This is a genomic window from Uliginosibacterium paludis, assembly GCF_039631355.1.
Lineage (GTDB): Bacteria > Pseudomonadota > Gammaproteobacteria > Burkholderiales > Rhodocyclaceae > Uliginosibacterium > Uliginosibacterium paludis.
In genome coordinates this window covers 1-20,263 of the sequence record NZ_JBDIVF010000012.1, presented here as the reverse complement: position 1 = coordinate 20,263, position 20,263 = coordinate 1, and the positions used below count along the sequence as shown (strand labels likewise).

12 protein-coding genes are annotated in these 20,263 nt (G+C 64.9%); 6 read left to right on the top strand and 6 right to left on the bottom strand.

Annotated elements, in window-relative coordinates; all coding sequences use genetic code 11:
* Positions 1-64: 64 nt before the first annotated feature.
* Both ABDB87_RS18345 and ABDB87_RS18340 read right to left on the bottom strand, forming a co-directional pair.
* Positions 65-1,474, bottom strand: a complete 1,410-nt coding sequence (locus tag ABDB87_RS18345; protein WP_345929782.1) for a hypothetical protein — start codon at positions 1,472-1,474, stop codon at positions 65-67.
* Positions 1,471-2,727, bottom strand: coding sequence for an SPFH domain-containing protein (locus tag ABDB87_RS18340; RefSeq protein ID WP_345929781.1), 1,257 nt, complete (start codon positions 2,725-2,727; stop codon positions 1,471-1,473). The genes ABDB87_RS18345 and ABDB87_RS18340 overlap by 4 nt, the downstream gene beginning before the upstream one ends.
* Before the next feature lie 198 nt (positions 2,728-2,925).
* On the opposite strand from ABDB87_RS18340, the gene ABDB87_RS18335 reads away from it, so the two are divergent.
* The 3 genes from ABDB87_RS18335 to ABDB87_RS18325 all read left to right on the top strand — a co-directional run bounded on the left by ABDB87_RS18335 (position 2,926) and on the right by ABDB87_RS18325 (position 6,488).
* Entirely contained in the window at positions 2,926-3,645 is a 720-nt protein-coding gene (locus ABDB87_RS18335; protein ID WP_345929779.1) for a response regulator transcription factor, read from the top strand.
* Positions 3,645-5,723, top strand: coding sequence for a sensor histidine kinase (locus ABDB87_RS18330; protein ID WP_345929777.1), 2,079 nt, complete (start codon positions 3,645-3,647; stop codon positions 5,721-5,723). The genes ABDB87_RS18335 and ABDB87_RS18330 overlap by 1 nt, the downstream gene beginning before the upstream one ends.
* Positions 5,724-5,888: 165 nt before the next feature.
* Positions 5,889-6,488 (top strand): hypothetical protein, encoded by a 600-nt coding sequence (locus tag ABDB87_RS18325; RefSeq protein WP_345929775.1) that lies wholly within the window; start codon positions 5,889-5,891, stop codon positions 6,486-6,488.
* 115 nt (positions 6,489-6,603) lie between these two features.
* Here the strand turns inward: ABDB87_RS18325 and pbpC are convergent, their stop codons facing one another.
* The 4 genes from pbpC to ABDB87_RS18305 form a co-directional block, all read right to left on the bottom strand.
* Positions 6,604-8,889 carry a penicillin-binding protein 1C gene (gene pbpC, locus ABDB87_RS18320; protein ID WP_345929773.1) on the bottom strand — a complete coding sequence of 762 codons (2,286 nt, stop codon included), beginning with the start codon at positions 8,887-8,889 and terminating at the stop codon, positions 6,604-6,606.
* 27 nt (positions 8,890-8,916) lie between these two features.
* Complete coding sequence (locus ABDB87_RS18315; RefSeq protein ID WP_345929771.1) at positions 8,917-14,829, bottom strand: alpha-2-macroglobulin family protein; 5,913 nt, start codon at positions 14,827-14,829, stop codon at positions 8,917-8,919.
* 669 nt (positions 14,830-15,498) lie between these two features.
* Positions 15,499-16,434 (bottom strand): diacylglycerol kinase catalytic domain-containing protein, encoded by a 936-nt coding sequence (locus tag ABDB87_RS18310; protein ID WP_345929769.1) that lies wholly within the window; start codon positions 16,432-16,434, stop codon positions 15,499-15,501.
* Positions 16,435-16,436: 2 nt separating this feature from the next.
* A complete protein-coding gene (locus tag ABDB87_RS18305; protein WP_345929767.1) occupies positions 16,437-17,456 on the bottom strand; it encodes an SPFH domain-containing protein in 1,020 nt (339 codons plus the stop codon).
* Between the two features lie 675 nt (positions 17,457-18,131).
* Here ABDB87_RS18305 and ABDB87_RS18300 point away from each other — a divergent pair.
* The 3 genes from ABDB87_RS18300 (at position 18,132) to ABDB87_RS18290 (ending at position 20,227) form a co-directional block, all read left to right on the top strand.
* Positions 18,132-18,863 (top strand): TIR domain-containing protein, encoded by a 732-nt coding sequence (locus tag ABDB87_RS18300; protein ID WP_345929765.1) that lies wholly within the window; start codon positions 18,132-18,134, stop codon positions 18,861-18,863.
* Between the two features lie 119 nt (positions 18,864-18,982).
* Positions 18,983-19,768 carry a DUF2971 domain-containing protein gene (locus tag ABDB87_RS18295; RefSeq protein ID WP_345929763.1) on the top strand — a complete coding sequence of 262 codons (786 nt, stop codon included), beginning with the start codon at positions 18,983-18,985 and terminating at the stop codon, positions 19,766-19,768.
* Between the two features lie 285 nt (positions 19,769-20,053).
* Entirely contained in the window at positions 20,054-20,227 is a 174-nt protein-coding gene (locus tag ABDB87_RS18290) for a hypothetical protein (RefSeq protein ID WP_345929761.1), read from the top strand.
* Positions 20,228-20,263 lie beyond the last annotated feature (36 nt).

Below are 20,263 nucleotides of genomic sequence, written 5' to 3'. Positions count from 1 at the left end.
ACCTGAGCAAAGCGAAGCGCGCCAAATCAGCCGCAGCCTCCGCCGCCGCAGCGGAGCAAAGCGCTCAGCGCAGGCTCAGGGTCATGCGCTTCCAGGCCGGATCCTGCCAGCGGTAGAAGGGCGTCAGCGACTCCGGCTTGTCGGCCCAGCGTTCGACCTGCAGGCTATCGAGATTCATCAGCTCGAAGCTGCGCTTGTAGCGGCCATCGACGCGCACCTCGCGGGCGGTGAGCATCTGCTTGCCGCCCGGCACCCAGCCAGCGAAATCGATGTAGCCGATGTCCGGACCATTGGCTGAAGGCGGAATGACATCCAGATACCAGCCATCCTCACCCTTGCGGAACAGCCACAGCTCACGCCAGGTATCCAGCGTCTGCACCGCCAGCGCGAGCATGGTGTGCTGCGGATTCGGCGCGGCGGAAGCGGGATAGACGAAGCCATAGGTGCAGCGCTCGAAGAGCGGTGCCTTCTGTTTCGCCTCAACGAGTTGGACGCAGGTCTCGCCAGGCTGGCCGGGGCGGGTCGTCACGCTCAGCGTGGACACGGCACGCGCCGCATCGCTGGCGGCCCAGCGCACCACGCCGGCCCGCGTGGCGGCGTCGCTGTAGCTGGTGCTGTCGTCTTCGGTCAGCTCGCTCTTGTTGATCGCGGCCAGGTTCTCGATGGCACGATTCGCGGTTTCCTGCGGCGCTTCGCCCCGGCGTTGCTGCTGGTAGGCGATGCTCGCCAGCACCCCGGCGCGGCGCATGAAGATGCGGTTCTTCACATGCTCCGGCAGCTTCGCGGTATCGACGCGCCCCAGCACTTCGACGCGCCAGGCATCCAGTGTGGCGCGCTGGGTCGGCGTCAGGTCGGGACTGACGCATTCATGACGGGTGAGTGCCAGCGCCGCCCGGGCGCGCAGCAGTGGCGCGCTCTGCTGCATTGCCAGCACGCGGCGGAAGGCCGCACCGTCGTAGCAGATCTGCACGCGGCCTTCGCGCTCGAAACTCGTCATGCCGATGCCATAGGCGGCTGCCACTTCGAGTTGCGCGGCGGTTTGCGCATCGCGCGCCTTGTCGCCGCGGCTGTTTGATGCGCGCCGGGCCAGCCGGTCCGCCATGGTGCCCAGCGCGTCGAAGGCTTCCGGGCCGATCTGCTCGGCCGAGGCGGCCTTGAGGAAGGCAGCGGCATAACCGATGCCCAGCGCCTCCTGCCCCGGCGTGTCGCGCACGAACTTCATCACCGCCAGCATCTGCGGCGCATCGGCCGGCGTCATCTCCATCTGGCGCACCTGACTCGTGCGGATGTAGCCGCCGCGCTCGCGGCGGTGATCCCACACCTGCAGGAAGTCGCCCTTCTCGCCGCGCACCTCCAGACTGTCGCCCTGCCAGAGCTGGGCCTGCTGCTGGGCGGAGTCACGCGGGGCGGCGCGCAGCGCCACCTGCTCCTGAGTCACGATGGCCAAGGCCAGTGCGGTCGCGGCGATCATCATTCGGCTCCTTCTTCAGCAGCCTGCGGCACGGCTTGCGAGGGTGCAGGCTGAGCAGCTCCCAGCAGATTGCCGCCGATGAAACCGCTGGTGTTGGGCGGAGCGATGATCACCTGGATCTTGTCCGAGAGCTTGTCCGCCATGGTCTTCTGGATCAGCAGCGGATGCTTGCTGATCAGCGCGCCATCGCGCTCGAGCTGGGCGGTGGAGGCCTTGCCCATCACCTCGACACGATAGGCATCGGCATCCGCCAGCTTCTGGCGCGAGGCGGCCTCACCTCCGGCTTCGATCTTGCGCGCTTCGGCATTCGCTTCCGCGCCCTTGATGCGGCTGATCTTCTCGGCATCGGCTTCAAGCTGGCGCTGCTGGATCTGCTTTTCCTTGAAGGGCAGCACATGCTTCATGGATTCGGCCTGCGCCTTGGCTGCAATGATCTGCTCGTTGCCGGCCGCTTCGGCTGCGCGCTCGCGGCGCACGGCTTCGGCCTGGCTTTCCAGCTCGGTCTGCTTGACCTGCTTCTCCTTCAATTCGAGCGTGTAGCGCATCTTCTCGGTGGCCAGTTCCTCGGAGAGCAACTGGTCCAGCCCGCGCCGGTAATCGGCCGGCAGATCCACCTTGCCCATCATCACGCCCTTGAGCAGGATGCCGTCAGCCGCGAGCTTTGGCCGGAGTTCGGCTTCGATGGCCTGCTGGATGTCCACACGCCGGGTCGAGAAGATTTCGCGCACCGTGTAGCGGGTGAAGGTCTTGTAGATCACGCCCTGCACTTCCGGCTCCACCACCTCGGCACCGATGTTCTCCGGCAGCTTGCGCACCGTGCTGGCGAGCTTCGCCGGGTCCAGCGCATAGCGGATCGAGAGCTCCACGCCCAGCGACAGCCCCTCGACCGACTGGAAGGGCGCCGGGCCATCGGCCTGCGCGCTGCGCTCGGCGCGATAGATCTGGTCATGCAGCGGATAGCGCTGCAGGCGATGCAGACCGGGAATGACGAGAACGGAACCATCGGTGATTTCCGTGACCGCGCCAGTGAGCTGATTCACGCGCAGCCCCGCTTCGCCACGCCCCACCGTGCCGACCGGCGGATGCTGCCAGACCGCATAGCCGGCCACCCCGACCGCACCCGCGATGAGCAGCGGGCGCACCGCGCCACGCATATTGCGCCCGGCCTCGAAGGCCATCGGCGCAGTGCGGCGGGAGAAGCGGTTGAAGGTGATGCGCAGGATGCGGGTCAGCGTGTTCAGACGGGGCAATTCCATGATGTCCTCCAGAGTGGCCAGGTGCCGGGCGGCACCGCTTGTGCCGTGTTGCCATCATGGTTTCGGGGCCGGAGAGCACTCAATCATGCCGCCGGGCCTCTTGCTTCCGGCCCCGGAAGAAACACTCACAGCCACCGGCATGAGCCCGGGCCGGAATGCGGGGATAATCGGCGCAGTGCCTGCGCAGCGGAGAAGCCGATGTTCAAAGTAGCCGTCATCGAAGACGACATCCCGACCAGCAACCAGCTCAGGAGCTGGATCGAGGCGGCCCGGCCGGAAATCCGCGTCGACCAGTGGTTCTCGCGTGACGAGGCCGAAGCCGCGATTGCCCGCGAGCACTACGACGCGGTGGTGCTGGACATCGAACTGGGCCGCGAGCGCCATGCCGGCGTGGCCATCATCAATGCCATCAACAAGGCGGGTGGCGGCGCCCAGGGCACGCCGGTGCTGGTCGTCTCGGCGATGCCCGCGGCGATCTACCGCAGCATCATGAAGGCGCTGGACGCCTGGGATTACCTGCAGAAAACCACTTTCGAGGAAAGCGACTTCATCGACACCTTCCTCGACATCCTGCGCACCGTGAAGGCCCGCCAGGACAAGGCCCAGCCGGCCAGCGCCATGCCGCACGACGACCTCTCCATCGACCCGCTGCGGCAAGGCGCCACGCTGTGGCGTGGCCAGCGCGTGAACTTGCCGCTCACCGCCCAGCGCATCCTGCTGGCGCTCTATGAGCACAAGGGCCAAGTCGTGTCCTACGAACAGCTCTTCGAAGTGGTGAAGAGCGGGCGCAACCGCGACAACATCCGCAAGCATGTCAGCACCATCCGCGAAGCCTTCCGTGAGCTGGACGAGAAGTTCGACGCCATCGAGAACGTCCCCATGCGGGGCTTCCGCTGGGCCACCGAGGCGCGCGGCTGATGGCACGCCGCGTGCTGGCCTGGCTCAGTTCCTTTCGCCTGCGCACGCTGTTTCGCGCGGTCTTCCTGCTGCTGCTCGGGGCCACGCTGGCGCTGGCGCTCACCGTGCTGCGCGAAGAGAAGCAGCAGAGCTTCGACAATTATCAGGATGGCTTTGCCAAGACCCGCGACCAGATCGCCGCCCGCCTGCGCCACCCCACCGGCCAGCTCGCACTGCTCAATCCGCAATCCGGCGGCGACCAGATCACGCCGCTGCGCCCGCTGCTGCTGCCCTATGCGGCGCTGGATGTGGATGAGCAGAACAAGGTGCGAAATGCCATCGACATGGCTGGCTGTGCGGTGCAGTACCCGGACGACGCGAGCCTCTGCGTGGCCGTGGGCAGCAACCCCTGGGCGGGCGCCTTCGTGTATGCCGCCGGGCGCTTCGCCGCCCCGGTGCTGGTGCCGCACGAGCGTGGCGACCGCTACCTGACCGGCGCGCACCGGCTGCGCATCCAGCTCTCGCTGCGCGGTCAGGATTACCGCTGGGTCGCGCCGGTAGAGCTGGAGGGCGACGGCTCGGCCCAGCCCGGCAAAGCCTTTCGCGGCCGGCTCACCGGCTTCACCGAAATCCCCGATGGCGATTATGTGTTCACCCGGCCACAGCGCGAATTCCGCGGCTGGATCTGGCAATCCGCCGCCTGCCTGCCCGGCCGCGAACCGGCGCCGGATTGCGCACGCGAAGCCTTCTACGCGATCCGTCTGCCGGTCGAGCTGCTGCGCGAAGAGCTGCTGGGCAAGCGCCGGCCGATCTGGCCGCCTGCCGACCTGAATGACATCCGCGTACAGCTGCAGGTCTTCGCGCCGCAGGCCGACACGCCGATGTTCGACAGCAACAGCGCGGAGGCCCGCGCGCCCTTCCTGCTGGCCGATCTGCAGAGCCTGCTGCTGCCCGGCGAAACCCTCAGCATCCGCAAGGCAGGCGACGACAAGGCGCCGGAACTCCTCCACATGCTCGGGCAGGAAGCGAGCGACGAGCCGATCTCGCCGCTGCTGCTCGGGCTGATCCGCCGTCTGCCGGTCGACAGCAGCGCTTTTCCGCTGCAGACCCGCGAAGAGATTTCCACCCCGGTCGGCCGTTTCGAGCTGGTCCTGACCGGCGACGCGCGCAGCGCCAACCGCATCCTCGCCCGGGCGGTCACGCGCGTGGCCTGGTTCGTCGGCGCCATGCTGGGCGCGATCTTTCTCGCCTGGCTGACCATCGAGCTGGGCATCATTCGCCGGATTGCCGTGCTCACACGGCGTGCCCGCGCGGTCCAGAAAGCCAGCAGCGCCGAGCAGGGTCTGGAGCAGCTCAATGTGGCCGACCTGCGCGGCGGTGATGAACTTGGCATATTGGCCACCTGCCTGCACGAACTGCAGCGCCGCGTGCGCGAAGACATGCTGCGCGAGCAGATCCGCACCGGACAGGAGAAAGACATGTGGCACGCGGTCGGCCACGAGATCATGTCGCCGCTGCAATCGCTGCTGGCGCTCCACGCCAGCCCGGACGACCCCGACCAGCGCTATCTCGCCCGCATGCAGCAGGCGATCCGCGTGCTCTATGGCAGCGCCTCGCCGAGCGAGGCCTTCGAGCTCTCCACCGTGCAGGCCGGCCGCGTCGACCTCAACGCCTTCCTCGCCGCCATCGCCAGCAACGCGCCGAGCGCCGGCATCCGCGATGTGCATTTCACGCCGGGCGACAAGCCGCTGTGGGTGCGCGCCGACGAGTATCCGCTGGAAGACGTGGTCACCCACATCCTCAGGAATGCCGATCGCTACCGCAGCCCCGGCAGCCCGATCCGCCTCGCGCTCGCCGCGGACGAAAACGCCGCGCGTGTCACGCTGCACAACACCGGCCCGCAGATCGCCGCCGACATGCTCGACAAGATCTTCGAATACGGCGTCTCCGATCAGGCCGAGGCGGGGGCTGCCGGCAATCGCGGCCAGGGCCTCTTCGTTGCCCGCACCTACATGGCCAAGATGGGCGGCACCGTCAGCGCCCGCAATGTGGCCGATGGCGTCGAATTCGAATTGCTGTTGCGCCGGGCCAGCGCCTGAAGAGGCCTGCGCAGCGACAAGGTACGGGCACGGCTTTCAAGACTTCGCGAGCACGCGCACTCGCGGAACACCTGCTCCGGGCGGCACCGCCACCCATCCGGCCCATGCGCCGGATATGAGGTTTCCGCTATGGTTCGGGCTTGCCCCCACCCCCTCAGGAAAAACATGAACGCCCTTTCAAACCTCCATCAAATGCTGCGGCGCGCCGCCCGAACGCTCGCCAACATGCGCCGCCACACGCTGCTCGTCCTGCTCGCCAGCCTGAGCGTCTGTGTCTGCTCGGCGCCGGCGCAATCGGCCGGCAACCAGGGCATGGAGCGCGCGGTCGTCAAGCTGCTGACGGATCCGCAACTGTTCGAGCTGACGCCGGATTCGGCCGCCGCCAGACTGAAGCCATTTGGCCGGCTGAAGGAAGATCCGGCTGGTGGCTTCACCGCGAAAGGCACGGCGCTGCGCTCGTTTTTCATTGAACTCAAGCCCTATGGCCGACGGGCAGCGGTGTATTTCGACCGCAGCAACGACCGCCTGACCAACATCACGCTGATGTTCAGCCCCGAAGACGCCATCGACGCTGCACGCGTGCGTGCCGCCCTTGCGCCCGCGCTCGGCGAGGCCAAGGAATGGGCGCAAGCCGGGAGTAATCGTGTGGTCTGGTGGGACGGTGCTGACGGACGTCGCGTGCAGATCACGCTGGACCCGGCCGGCGTCGAGCCGGCCCGTGTGTATGTCGCCAGCGTCGGGCGCGAAAGCAGCGATCGACCCTGAGCGCCCGCGGGTCCCGGCTGAACGCGGAATCGCCGCTGCGGGCGCAGCCTCACTTCATGCGCCGCGGCAGCGCTTGCACTCCGGTCAAGGCAGCAGCCTTCGACGCCCGGCCCGATCAGCGCGCACGCGGCTTAGGGCTGATCGAGCGCACATCGAATTCATGTGCATCAAGCAGCTTGCCACGCGCATCCAGCAGTTCCAGACGATGACGCCCGGGTAGCGGCAGGGGCAGCATGCGCTGCAGGCTGCCGCAGGCCGCAACCGCCTTGCCATCGAGGCGCAGGCAGTGCGTCGCGTCGCCACTGGCTTGCAGCAGCAGGGATTGCAGCCGCTGGGGGATGTCCGGATCCGGCGCGATGATGGCCGCATCCGGCGGCATGATGAGGTGCGGGCGCGCACTGGCGAGCTTCTGCACGAGAGGCGCACCCACCCTGTGCTGATCGTCGCCTGCGGTGCCGGCGATGAACCAGTCCTTGCGCGGGGCTTCGATCGCCGGCTGGAACACCACCTGCCGCGCCTGCACGCCTTCGGGCGCAGCCGGTGCGCGCGAAGGCTGTTCCGCCAGCAGATGCTCGACGATATCGCGCCACACCGGCGCCGCACCGGTCACACCGGAAACATCCCACATCGGGGCGCCGGAAAAATTGCCGACCCACACGCCGACCGTATGGCGCTCCGTGAAACCGATCGCCCAGTTGTCCCGCATGCCCTTGCTGGTGCCGGTTTTCACCGCCGCCCAGCCATGCGTCGACAGGGCGCTCGAGAATCCGAATGTCATTTCCCGTGCAACCGGATCGGCAAGGATGTCCGCCACGATGAAGCTCGCCTGCGGACTCAGCACCTGCCGACGGAGTGGCACCGCATCCTTCGCGACCGGCGCGAAGCTCGGTGCCGACCAGGCGCCACCATTGGCGAGCGCACGATAGGCGTTGGCCAGCTCCAGCAGGCTGGTCTCTGCGCCACCGAGCGCCAGGCCAAAGCCATAGTGATCCGCATCGCGCTGCAGACTCGCGAGGCCCAGATCGCGCAGCGTCGTGAGGAAGCGATTGACGCCGACCAGGGTCAGGGCGCGCACCGCCGGTACATTCAGGGAGGCGCCCAGCGCCGCCCGCACGCTCACCGCGCCGCGGAAGTTGCGGTCATAGTCCTGCGGAATGTAGAGGCCCGATGGCGTGGTCAGCGCCAGCGGGGAGTCGTCGAGTACCGAACTTGAAGTCAGCCAGCGCTGGTCAATCGCCAGTGCATACAGGAAGCTCTTCAGCGTGGAGCCCGGCTGGCGCTGTGCAGCGACGCCATCAACCGCTGCCGCGCCACTCAGATCACCGCTGGAGCCGACATAGGCCAGCACTTCCCCGCTGCGGTTGTCCAGCACGATGACAGCGCCATCCTCCACATTGCGTTCCATCAGCTCGGCGAGATGCGTGCGCAAGGTTTCGCTGGCAAAGCGCTGCAGCTCGCCATCAATACTGCTCCGCAAGACCTCGCCCGGCTGGCTCAGCAGCCGGCGCGCCAGATGCGGCGCTTCATCCACGCCCGGCAAGGGATAGGGCCTGGCGGGCAAAGCCAGGGCCAGAAAACGCGCCTGCTCGCACTGCGTGTCTTGCGCCATTTCCTTCAGGGCCGCACAGGCGCGACGCGCAACGCGATGGCGCGAGGCGGACGGTGCCCGGATCAGCGCCGCGAGCACCGCAGCCTCCGCCTGATCGAGGCCGTCCGGTCCCTTGGCAAGCAGGCCACGCGCCGCCGCGTCGATGCCGATCAGTTCGCCACGAAAAGGCAGGCGATTGAGCCAGGCTTCGAGAATCTCGCGCTTGCTCCAGAAAAGCTCAAGCGCCAGCGCATGGCGCGCCTGCTGCAGCTTGCCGAGCCAGCCACGGTCGCGCTGCGGCCCGGCGAGCAGGCCCGCAAGCTGCATGCTGATCGTGCTCGCGCCGCGCGCCCGCTCACGCCGCAGATTGTCGAACGCGGCGGAGACGATGCCGATCGGGTCGACACCGGGATGCCACCAGAAACGCTTGTCCTCCGACACCACCACCGCGCGGATCAGGCTTGGCGAGATGCGCTCCAGCGGCGTCCAGGTCAGCATGCGCTGGGACTTGTCGACGCGCAGGCGCTGGATGACATGGTCATCCCGGTCGAGCAGTACGGCTTCGGAACTGCGTGTCGCCGCGCGGACCGCCTCGAATCGGGGGACCTGCGCCGTCACCACGAAGAGCACGCAGCCCAGCAGCAGCGCCAGCGCACAGCCCAGCAGCCGGCGCCAGGTCATGCGTGCGCGCAGCGCAGCCAGCCCCTGCAGGCGCGTCAAAGTGCCACGCCACAGGTTTCGCCCTTGCGCCAGCAGCCAGGGTCCGGTTCGTGTGCGGAGCATCTGGTGCAGGTCTTCAGGCTGGCGTGACATCTGCGCCCCTGACAACTGCCGGCGGCTTCACTTCACCTCCATCTTCGCCACCGGCACTTCCGCGAAGATCTCCGGTGCATACATCGCCTCGACGCGCGAGGCCGGCAGCAGGAAGCTGCCAGGGTTGTTCAGGCGCACGGTGTACTCCACGCTGAACTTGCCCTTGGGCACGTACTGGTAATACGCGCGGAAACCGTCGAAGGCACGCTCTTCGAAGGCCGGGCGCTGCCAGCCGGTTTTCTTCTCGCCTGAGGCGAGCTGCTTCGAGTCGCCACCGAGGCCACTGCCGAGCACGCTGGCGCCAGCCGGCACCGGGTCATTGACGACCACCCAGGTCATGTCGGCCTGTGCGTCGATTTCCAGCGTGACGCGGTAGGTATCGCCCCGCTGCCAGACGCCGGACTTCTGCTGCTCGACCGGCGTGACCGTGCGCTTCATCTGGTAGCCGGCAAACAGCGGCTTGTCGAGCGGCAGCGCGGCGCGCGAGGCGATGAAGGCCCAGGGCTTGCCGCTGCCCTGGTGCTGGAGCGAAAGCGGCGCGGTCTTGTCCGGCCAGTCGAAGTGCGCCGAAACGCCGTCGCCGATCGGTGTGCCCTGCGCCGGGTCGCCTTCGTTGCGAGACGCCGCTTTCGACCAGTCGAGCGGACGCTCCACGTCGCCCAGCCTGAGCAGGCTCGCGCCGGCCACCGGATCGCGCTCGAAGCGCTCCTTGAAGTGGCGCAGCGCGATCACGCCCCAGGCATTGCTCACCGTGGTCTGCCAGCGCCCCTGCTGCTGGCGACCGAGCGCGCCGCGTGCGAGGCGGCCTGCGTCGGCCGGCGCCAGGCCGGGCTCGTCGGCAGCAAGGCGCAGCATGCGGATGGCATTGAGTTCGGGCGACACCATCAGCCACCAGAGGTAGTCGCTCTTCTCGGTGGAGAAGCTCATCGTCGTGCCGGAGAACATCAGGCGCGACTTGAGGATCTGGCGCGCCTCGTCAAGCTTGCGCTCACGGTCCGGCACATTCTTCATGTGCGTCAGCAGCGACACCCAGTCGATGACGCCCGAGCTGGGCCACAGGTTGGGCGCGATCTCGAATGACTGCAGCATCTCCGGCCGGGCCCGCTCGTAGCGGGCCAGCGCGTCGAGGGCGGCGAGCTTGCGCATGACCACGTCGGCCGTCTGCAACACGCCGTAGCGATGGATGCGGCCGGCCACGAAGTCTTCCAGGCCCTTGAGCATGCGCTCGCGCGGCCCTTCGGGAATCTCGTAGCCTGCTTCATCGGCGATGCTCAGCAGATAGCTCGTGAGCGTGTCATCGCCCTGCAGCCAGTCCATCGGGAAATACTTCGCGAGGCCGTCCCGGTCGAGATAGGTCGGCAGGCCGTTCATGACGCTGTCCCAACGCTTCTCGTCCTCCAGAGCAACCGCGACCGAGGCGCGCTGCTCGAGGCAGCTGTAGGGGTAGCGCTGCATCCACTCGCGCAGGCTGCCCAGTTCGCCACCGAGCGAATTGGCCAGGCGGATATCGACACCGCCGCGCCCCGCGATCGCACCGGCCGGGCGCTGCACCGGGAAGCTCAGCGGCTTGCCCGCTTCGAGCTGCTCCAGCGTCTGCTGGTAGACACGCACCGGGTAGGCGGCGCCGACGGTCTGCACGAAGCTGAGCGCGTCCTTCGCGGGCGCGGCATTGCCGGTGACCACTTCGGTCGCGGCGAAACGCCAGTTCAGCTTCTTCGCATCGAAGGGCACCGTCGCCGGGAAGCTGACGGTATCCGCTTCGCCAGCCTTGATGCTCACCCGCTGCGTGCCGACGGGCCTGGCGCCGGTGCCCGCGTCCGCGCTGGCCGTCACATCCAGCGTCAGCGGGCGGTCGCCGCCATTGCGCACGGTCAGCATCGCGGCGAACTGGTCACCCTCGCGCACGAAAGGCGGCAGGCCGGCGAACAGCATTACTTCCTGCGAGGTGCGGATGCGCGTGCTGGCCGAGCCGAACTGCTGCGTGTTGGCATGCGCGATGGCTTCGATGCGGAAGGAAGTCAGCGAATCATTGAGCGGCACCTCGATGCGTGCCTCACCCTTCGCGTCCAGCTGCACACTCGGCCGCCACAGCAGCAGCGTGTCGAACATCTCGCGCGCGTTCGCGCCTTCGCCGCCACCACCGCCTCCCGGTGCTGCAGCCTTCTTGCCGAAGTGGCGCTTGCCGATCACCTGTGACTGCGCGGTCGAGGTCTGCACCTCGGCCGGGCGGCGCTGCATCATCGCGTCGAGCAGCTGCCAGGAGGTGGGCGCGGCAAGCTGCAGCAAGCCTTCGTCAACGGCGGCGAGTGCGATCTCGGCGTTCGCGGCGGGCTTGCCGTCCGCATCGGTGACCGTGACTTTCACGGCCGCCTTGTCGCGCACCTTGTAGCGCTCGCGATCCGCTTCCACCTTCACCTTGAGCTCGTATTGCTGCCAGCCCACCTTGATCTGCGCCATGCCGAGCCGGAAGGCCGGCTTGGTCAGGTCGACGAGTGCGGTCGGCGCCGTATTGGTCTCGTGAGGCAGCTCCTTCACCAGACCGAAAAACATGCCGATGCGATAAATCATGCGCCGCAGCCAGGCGAAGGCACCGGGCGCTTCCGGATCGACGCGGCCGCGCACGACCATCACCGACACATAGGCATTCGGCCCGAACTCCCTGGCGATGGGCACGTCGACAAAGGGATTCTTCGCACTGATCGGCAGCACCATCGAACTCAGCACGCCCTCACGCTCCACGGTGACCAGCGCCATCGCCTCGCGGAAAGGCATGCGCACCTCGAAGTGCGCCGTTTCTCCCGGCTGGTAGGCGCGCTTGTCCGGCAGCACGTCGATGCGGTCGCTCTGCGAGGCGCTGAACCATGCGTCTTCACCGGCAACGTACACCTCGGTGCTCGCGATGGCCGTGTTGCCCTTGTCATCTTCAGCGCGTGCCACGAGGATCAGCTCACCGGTGTCCGGCGCGCTGCCATCGCAGATCAGGATCCCGCGCGGATCCGTCGTGCCGCTGCAGGCGGTGCCGACGCGCTTGATCTCCTGCGTCTCCTCATAGGCATAGAAGCCGCCGAGCAGTCGCTTGCGATAGGCATAGGTCTTGCGCTGGTAGGCATCCACCGTCACCTTGCGGCCTGCCTGGATCTTGCCGCTCACATCCAGCGCCAGCACCTTGAAGCTCATCTTCTCCTTGGTGGCGTACCAGCCTTCCATGCGGATGCCCAGCGCCAGCGAAGAGGGCAGCACCAGCACCCGCGTGGCCGAGGTGAGGATCTGGCCGTTCGGGTCGCTGTACTCCATCTCGACTTCCAGCGCGCGCGGGTCTTCCGATTGCGGAATGCCGTCGAAGCTCACGCGTGCGCCACCGTTGGCATCGAGCGACAGGCTGCGCGTGCGGGCGGCGTAGCCGGTGTTCACCGCCGAGCCGGTGTCGACTTCGCCATCGCTCTCGTCCTCATCACCCGAGGGGTTGTAGGCATAGGGCTGCACGGCCGAGAGGCCTTCCTGCGGCACCTTGCCCCCGAAGCGGAAATCGTCATACGCAGGGAACAGCAGCGGATAGGGCACGAGGCGGCTGCGGAACTTCACCGGCGCGCCCGCAGCGACACCGCCGGCAAGGTAGGAGAGCTGCGCGTCCACATCGATCTTCGTCTGCTTCACGACCGGCGCCGGCGGCTTGAGCACGGCCTTCATCAGCGGCACGCGATACTGCTCGACGCGGAAGCTGCCCGACTGCAGGCTCTCGCCGCCGAACTGGAGCGTGATGCTGTAGGTGCCTAGCCTGGCCTCCTTCGGAATCGCCCAGGCCGATACGCCCGTGCCGGCGTTCCAGCTGACCGGCACGTCATAGCTCTGCCCGCTGCCCTCATGCATGAGCACCGCATGCTTGCCCGGCCGGCTGTCCGGCGCGGCGAAGCCCTTGCCGGTGCGCATGCGCAGGAAGTGTTTCATCGACACCGTTTCGCCCGCGCGGAACAGCGGCCGGTCGAGCACCGTATGCGCAGCGATCCGCCCCGCCGTGCTGCCTCCGCCGAAATTGAACTGCCAGGTGCTGATGCCGTCGTTCCAGCTCGACAGCATGAAAGAGAGGTCATCGTCCTTGCGCGCCACCACCAGCAGGCCGGAGCACTGCTCGCCATAGTATTGCGTGTTCAGCGCCTCGCCGATGCGGGCCATGCCCTTGGCATCCGTCGTGCCCTTCCACATCGGCTCGCCGTCACAGGTCGACACCGTGACACGCGCATTGGCAACCGGCGCGGCATTGTCGAGCTGGGTGACCCACGCCAGGGACGATTCGCGTCCGAGCTTGAAGTGCACGGCCATGTTCGTGACCAGCGCGCTGGAATAGGCGTAATAGGGTTTCTTCTCGCCATGCAGCGCTGCCCCGAGGCGGTTGCTGGAAAACTCCACCACATAGAAACCGGGCTTGGGCAGCGGAATGCCGACCAGCTCCAGCACCTTCTCGCCTTCGATGCGCGGCAGGGTCAGGGGCGTTGCCTTGAAGCCCTTCGACTTGTTGTGGAACAGCAGCGGCAGCTCGCCTTCGCGCGGATAGCGTTCATGCTTCTTCACGAAGGCATCCAGCGCCGCGCCACTCAAGGCGGGGCCGCGCAGCACACGATTGAGCCAGACGGCAATCTGGCTGTCATCCTCGGTGTCGACGCGCGCGAGATTGCCCTCACCTGCCGAGCCGGACGAAGCACCGGCTGCCTGGGTCTGCAGGCCCTTCATCGAGGCCTCGACATTGCGCACGCTGACCGGCAAGGCCGGTTGCGCCTTCGATTCAAGAATGCCGAAGTGCGAGGGGAATTTCACCAGCGGCGGATCCTCGTCGATGCGTACCTTGAGCGGGAAAGACTGCGCATTGATCAGCTCGCGCCCGGCGTCATCCTTGAAGCTGCGCGGCAGCGTGATCGTCACTTCGCTGCTGGCTTCGAAAGGCCCCGGAAAGCTCACGCTCTGCACCGCCTTCGCGTTGGCTTCCAGCCTGGGAGAAAGCGTCTTGCCGCTCGCCGTGCGCAGCTCGATCTTCGCTGCCAGCCCGGCATCCACCGGCGCGGTGAATACCAGCGTCAGCGGCAGCACCGGCACGCAACCCGCATTCGGGCTCACACGCTCGCAGGTCTGCTTGGCCGCGAACTCCTCGCGCACCATGAAGGGCAGGGTCTGGTCCTCAGAGGTCGCCACGCTATCGGCTGCCGCCCCCGCCGAACGGATGCCCGCGCCCCACACGATGCTCACCTCGGCGCCGGCCGGCAGCTTGCGGGCGCAACGCGCCACGACGATGGGCGCGTTCCTGAAACGATCATCCTTCACCGCCAGCAGGCCACTGCGGCCGCGCTTGGTGATGACCTGGAAGACGTTCTGCGCGCGCCCTTCCTGCTCGGTCAGAATCCGGTTGCGCTCGTCCCCCTCGATCAACTCCAGCGGCACGCGCTCGCCCACCCCGGCCACCTTGCAGTACGCGCGCTCGCGCACGCTGGCCGGATCCGCCATCGCATCCAGCCCGAGCAGGAAGACCTGACGCTCGTCGATGGCCTCCTCCCCCTGGTCCGGCCAGGACTCGCGGATCGCCGGGCCGCCGGTGCTGAAGTTGAACGTGCCCGGCGTCACCGGCGCACCGGCCTGTGTCGTCAGCTTCGCGCGTGTCGTGAAGCGGCACCTGAGGCCGGCCGGCAGATCGGCATCGAAGTCATACGCCCAGTTGCGGGCGTCCACCCAGTGGCCATTGCCCTTTGCCTCGCACTTCACCTCAAAAGGCGAAGCCAGGCGCGGGTCACCGAAGGCCACCATCGGCTCCGAGAAACGCGCCACCACCTGACGGACATCCTTGATCTCCCCCTGCGGAGAAAAGGCCTCCACCCGCGCGGCAGGCACCGCAACCGGCTGCGCATGAACCAGACCCGACACGACAAGGACCAAGCAGACGGCGTTTGTGAGTTTCATGCGACTTCCCGGCGATGGATTGAACCAGATCATGTTAGCGGCATTTTCAGGCTTTCCTCATCCGCCGCACCATTTGACCCGGTCTCCGCGCCCCGCCGCCTGCAGCCATGCACCGCCGGAAGCCGCCCATCGAGCGGGCAAGGCCGATTGGCGGTCAACACCGTTTTCCCCGCCTCCGCCAAGGCCGGATCACCCCATCCAGCCACTGCCCTGAAAAGTGCGCACCGCCATGGAAAGCGCCCTGCCCCACCTCCCCTGGATTCGACTCGCGCGGCATCACGCCATGCTTGAGACATGGCCGTGCGCCGGTACGCTGATGAATCAGGTCGCTGCTGCACAACTCCGGAATGTCTGCGTTTCAGGCATGCAGGTCAGGCAGGCCTTGAGCGGAAAATGGGCGACCGGGGTCGAACGGAGTCTCCTGTTCCTGCCACGGTAGCCGGCGCAGTGGCGCAAGCGGACATCAGCTGAAGGCGTCGCGGCCGCGCACCCTGAAAAGAATGAGCGGAACGAATTGCGTCGGAGGCTGTGGCCGCCGGGGAAACGCTTCAGTTCAAGAGCTGACGCCCTCCGCGCTGCGATCAGCCGGAAAGCGGCGCCTGAGCGTGCCGGCCTGCGGGTGGCGCGGCTCACCCCCGGCGAGCCGCGTCAGCGCCTTTGAAACGCCGCTCAGCCGACCAGGATGCCGCGTCGTTCGGCAAGCGTGATGGTGGCCCGGGTGCCGGCGTTGAACTGCACGAAGTCACTCTCGATGCCATCGCTGAAAATGACACCGTTCTCAGCCATCTGGGACACCAGCACCAGCGGCGCCTCGCGTGTCACCCGACCGAAGCTGATGCTGCTGGCAGTGGTCTTGCTGGGCCAGGGCTCGCGCACCGAGAAGTAGAGATAGTCGGATTCCCAGCGGAAATCATCGAGCAGCCCCTGCGGCGTCTCCCCGCCCACCGATGACACGATGCCGGCCGCACCGGCCAGCACACTGCGCAGCCAGCCGCTGGCCCCCATGCCGGTGGACACGATGATGCCGCTGGAAGACTGCCGCTCGCTGAGGCCACCGGTGCTGATTTCATAGCGGGCCGAGGTATGGCTGCGCGGCCCGATGAAGATGTCATTGACGGCACAAAGCGTTTCGCCAGTATTGAGGCTCGCCTGCGCCATGCTCACCTCATGCAGCGGGCGGCGAGCGGAAAACACCTCCGGCAGCAGCCGGTCGAGATCCTTCACCACGAAGGGCAGGAGCACGCCCTCCCAGCGGGCCGGGTCCGGATTCACGCCGATCAGCGGCTGGCCGTCGAGATACTTCAGCACATTGGCCACCAGCCCGTCCTGACCGAGGGCGAGCACCGTGTCATGCGGCCCGAACACGAAGTTCGGCACGAAGCTGCGGTCCAGTACCTGAACCCTCGCATGCCGCGAGAGCAACTGATTGGCCGCCGCCACCGCCTCGCGATACTGGCGATGCTCCTGCTGGTAGTCCGAGAAATCGGCGCCGAGATGCTCGACATAGAAACGCGCCTGCCCCTCGGTGTTGAAGCGCTGGATCAGCTCCTCCAGGCGCGTGCGCCGCGTCACCAACACCAGCTTGTTCTCGGTACTGCGCGTCATGCTCACTTGCTCTCGCGCTCAAGCAGGCCCTGCAGCAGCTCGGAGGAAATGTTCAGCTCGCCGATCTTGCCGGCGTTCTCGGCCAGCTCCTTGAAAGACAGCGCCACCAGCTGGGCCGCATCGAGTCGCGCACTGGTCAGCGCCTGCAGCACCTTAGGATCGGTCTCGGAGAGCGCCCGCATCATCGACGAAATGCCATAGGCCTTGGCATCGGCCTCTTCGCGCGTGTTGGCGGTCGAGATCGCCAGCAGGTTACGGTTCTGCTCCTCGAGCGCGATGCGCGTGGCCATCTCGGCTTCGCGCAGCTCGCGCTTCTTCTGCTGCACCGATTTCTCGGCATCCATCTGCGCTTCCTTGATCTGGCGCTTCTTGTTCTCCACCGCGATCTCGGTGTTCAGCTCGTTCTCGCGAATCGCGCGCTCCTGCTCGACGGCGGAATTGCGCCGCGCGAACACCGCCTCATCGGCCTGCCGCAGGATCGCCTCGCGCGCCTCGGCCTCCAGCGCCCGCGCAGTCTCCGGCGTCGGCTTGATCGCAAGGATCGAGAGCCCCAGCACCTCGATGCCCAGCGCGGTAATGGCCTCGGCCCCCTGCATGCCGGCCCGCACCGCGCCCACCAGCCGGTCGGCACCGCCCAGTGCCTCGCGCAGGGACATCACGCGCAGCGACGAGCTGGTCAGCACCTGCGCATGGTTGATGAGCCGCTGCGCGAGCTTCTGCGGATCTTCCGAACTGTAGTCACGACCATTCGGCGCCAGCGTGAAGTTCATCAGCTGCGCCAGCTTGCGCGGATCACTCACCCGATACGAAAGCTGCCCCTGCACGGTCACGTTCTGAAAGTCGGCAGTGGCCTCCTCGAAAATGAAAGGCGCATCGACACTCCCCACCGGCACGCGCACCAGCGAACTGGTCGGGCCATAGTAGAAGAACGACAGCCCCACGCCCTCGCGCACGACCTGGCCGCTCTTGTATTGCAGCAGAAAGTCGGTCGGGCCGACCTTGATGAAGCGGATGCCGAACATGTGTGCTCCTTTTCTGTATTGACCTGCACAGCCCCCAGACTGATCGATATGCCGGAAGCCTTCACCACAAGGTCAGGCCCCCACATTTCGACGCCGCCCCGGCCGAAACCGCGATTATTCCATGCGATTGAAGCCGGCAACCGGAACGCACATGCCGCCGCAGCACACGACTGTCAGATGCCCGCGCACCGCCTGCCACGACATGGCACCGATGACAGGAGCCCGCGAATACCGCTCAACAGCCGGCGGGCATGAATCTGCCCTCACCGTGAAAGCCAAGGCCGGCCTGCCCAATTGATGCAATGTGTGAAATGAATGCGAGGCGCTGCGTGTTTTTGAATCAGCCGTGGGCATTCGTGATTCAGATCATACGCACGAGTCTGGAGGCGGGCGTAGCGTGGTGCTTGAACCGGGAACGGAGAACAAAGACTTCCGGCCAGGAGCAGACAGACAACTGCCGAACGCAAAGCAGTCACTCAGATCTTTTGTACCCTGCAGGTCAGTTGCGGCTTTTCGTCGGCATTTACTTGAGTAGAAAACCGCTCCTGTTCGCCGGAAAGATATGCAGGAAGCGGCTTTACGTGGATTCCTTGCCGGGATGTTATCCAGCAACGCCCGGAGTTATACAGAAAAATTGCTGTCCAAATTTATAGTTAGCGTCATCAAGGAATTTTCATGGCTTGGGAAAAAGAAAATTTGATTTCTGCGCTGAAAACGCATGGCCTAGCAGTTGCAGAGACAAAAGATATTCAACACGGAGCACAAATTTGCCTTGGTGAAGGCACAAAGATAAATTGGTACTCCTCTGGAAAAGTAGCTCTTCAAGGTAAAGACTGTCCGGAAAAAGATTTGGCTACATCAGTGGTCAATGGCGGAGTTGTCACCCCGAAACCAGCAGCACTGCAAGCGGCAGGGGCAGCTACAGCCGCGTCTGCCGCCGCTTACGCTATACGTGAGCCTAAAGTTTTCGTTGTGTATGGGCACGATACTCAAGCGCGAGATCAGCTAGAGCTGATGCTTCTTCGCATGAATATAAAACCCGTAATACTCGGAAATATGGCACCGGACGGCAAGACGATCATTGAGGCTTTGATCGCTAACACTGACGTGCCATATGCAGTGGTATTGCTTACGCCAGATGACGAAGGTCACAAGGCTGGGGCATCAAATGAAAACAGGCCACGCGCGCGTCAGAACGTAGTTCTTGAAATGGGCATGTTTCTGAGCAAGCTGGGGAGAGAGCGGGTTGCAATTTTGCACAAAGGGAACCTTGAGCTTCCATCTGACATTCATGGCCTCATCTATATCCCTTTTAACAATTCCGTCCAGGAAACTAAGAACAAGCTCGCTGCGAGCCTACAGAAAGCGGGGTTCTACATTGACATCGAGCATTTGTCTGCGGAATAACGCTAACCCGGCAGTCGAGAGGGACCGCCCACAAGCTGCGCTTGTGGGTACCCTCCGCGCTACGCGCTCCGGCGGCCCCTCACTTCTACGTTAGATTTTCATGGCCACATTTGCGCAGCATGAAGCTTTACAAATACAGGACCTTTCCAGAAACTACTGACGCTCACAAGCTTGGCTCTGACACAAGCATACTGGGGCTATTTGAGGGCGTGACGTGGGCGTCGTCAAGGAAATACTTCAACGATCCATTCGACTCTCACATAAATTACACGAAACCAACTACAGCAGAGCTAAAGGCACTCGCGCAGAAGCTAAGCGGGAAAGAAAAACGTCAAATCAAAGCCTGGGTGTCAAAAGGCCGACTAACCGACGAATTCTTTAATTTTTGGCCCAAAATTGTTGCAGGGTTTGAGGATGTGGTGGACAGCTATCCAATTTATTGTTTCGCATCTGAACCTGACAACAACATACTATGGTCGCATTACGCCCGCGATCATACGGGCTTCTGCATTGAGCTTGAGCACCCAGATTTCGAGTACACCAAGATAAGCTACCGGGATAAATTGCCAGAGATTGCCGGGATTGACCTAATCAAGGCGGCACACAACATTGACACTGAGCGCATTGGCACCCTTATTTACAACAGCCTCCACACAAAAATGGACTATTGGCAAGTCGAGAACGAATTAAGACATCTTGCCAAGGGACGCCTGCCTCCTGGATATAAAGGACAAAAAATACCATTCCCGGAAAACTCAATTACTGCAATTATATTTGGCCACAACACAAATCCAGCGCACCAGAATTACGTAATAAACAATCTGCCATATAAAACAACTTTCAAAAAAGCAAGGGTTGACAGACAGCTTTCGAAAATTATTATTGAAGAATTGAATGCGCGGTAAAAATCTAACTGTTGGTCCAACGCGGGCGCCAACACTGGCCATGCCTTCGGCATTTTCATAACCACCGCGTACGGCGCAGTTGTAGGGTGGAGTGAAACTCCACCGCATGCGTTGACTAAGTTGGCGGAGTTGGCACTCCGCCCTACGACTGAACGCCCGCTTTTCAACTTCCCGAACGTCCGCAACGGGTCGTCATACGCCGGATCGCCGCCCCGAAAGCCGCCGCTGAATGTTTCGGTGAAATACCTCAGAGGCAAAATGAGTAATCCAGCCGGGAGACATGACATGGAACTTCCTGACCCCGATGACGCGGAGGCCGTGTTTGCCTACGCCATGGGTTTCAACGCCTACGAGAAATATGGCTCCTTCGAGGCCGCTGCGTCCATTGCGCATCGGGCGCCGCGCTCAACGCTGGACGCCCGAGTTCGACACTTCACCTCCAAAAACCGCCTTTCTTGACCTCTCGGCAACGTAGCCGTGCGGGTTTGCGGGGTG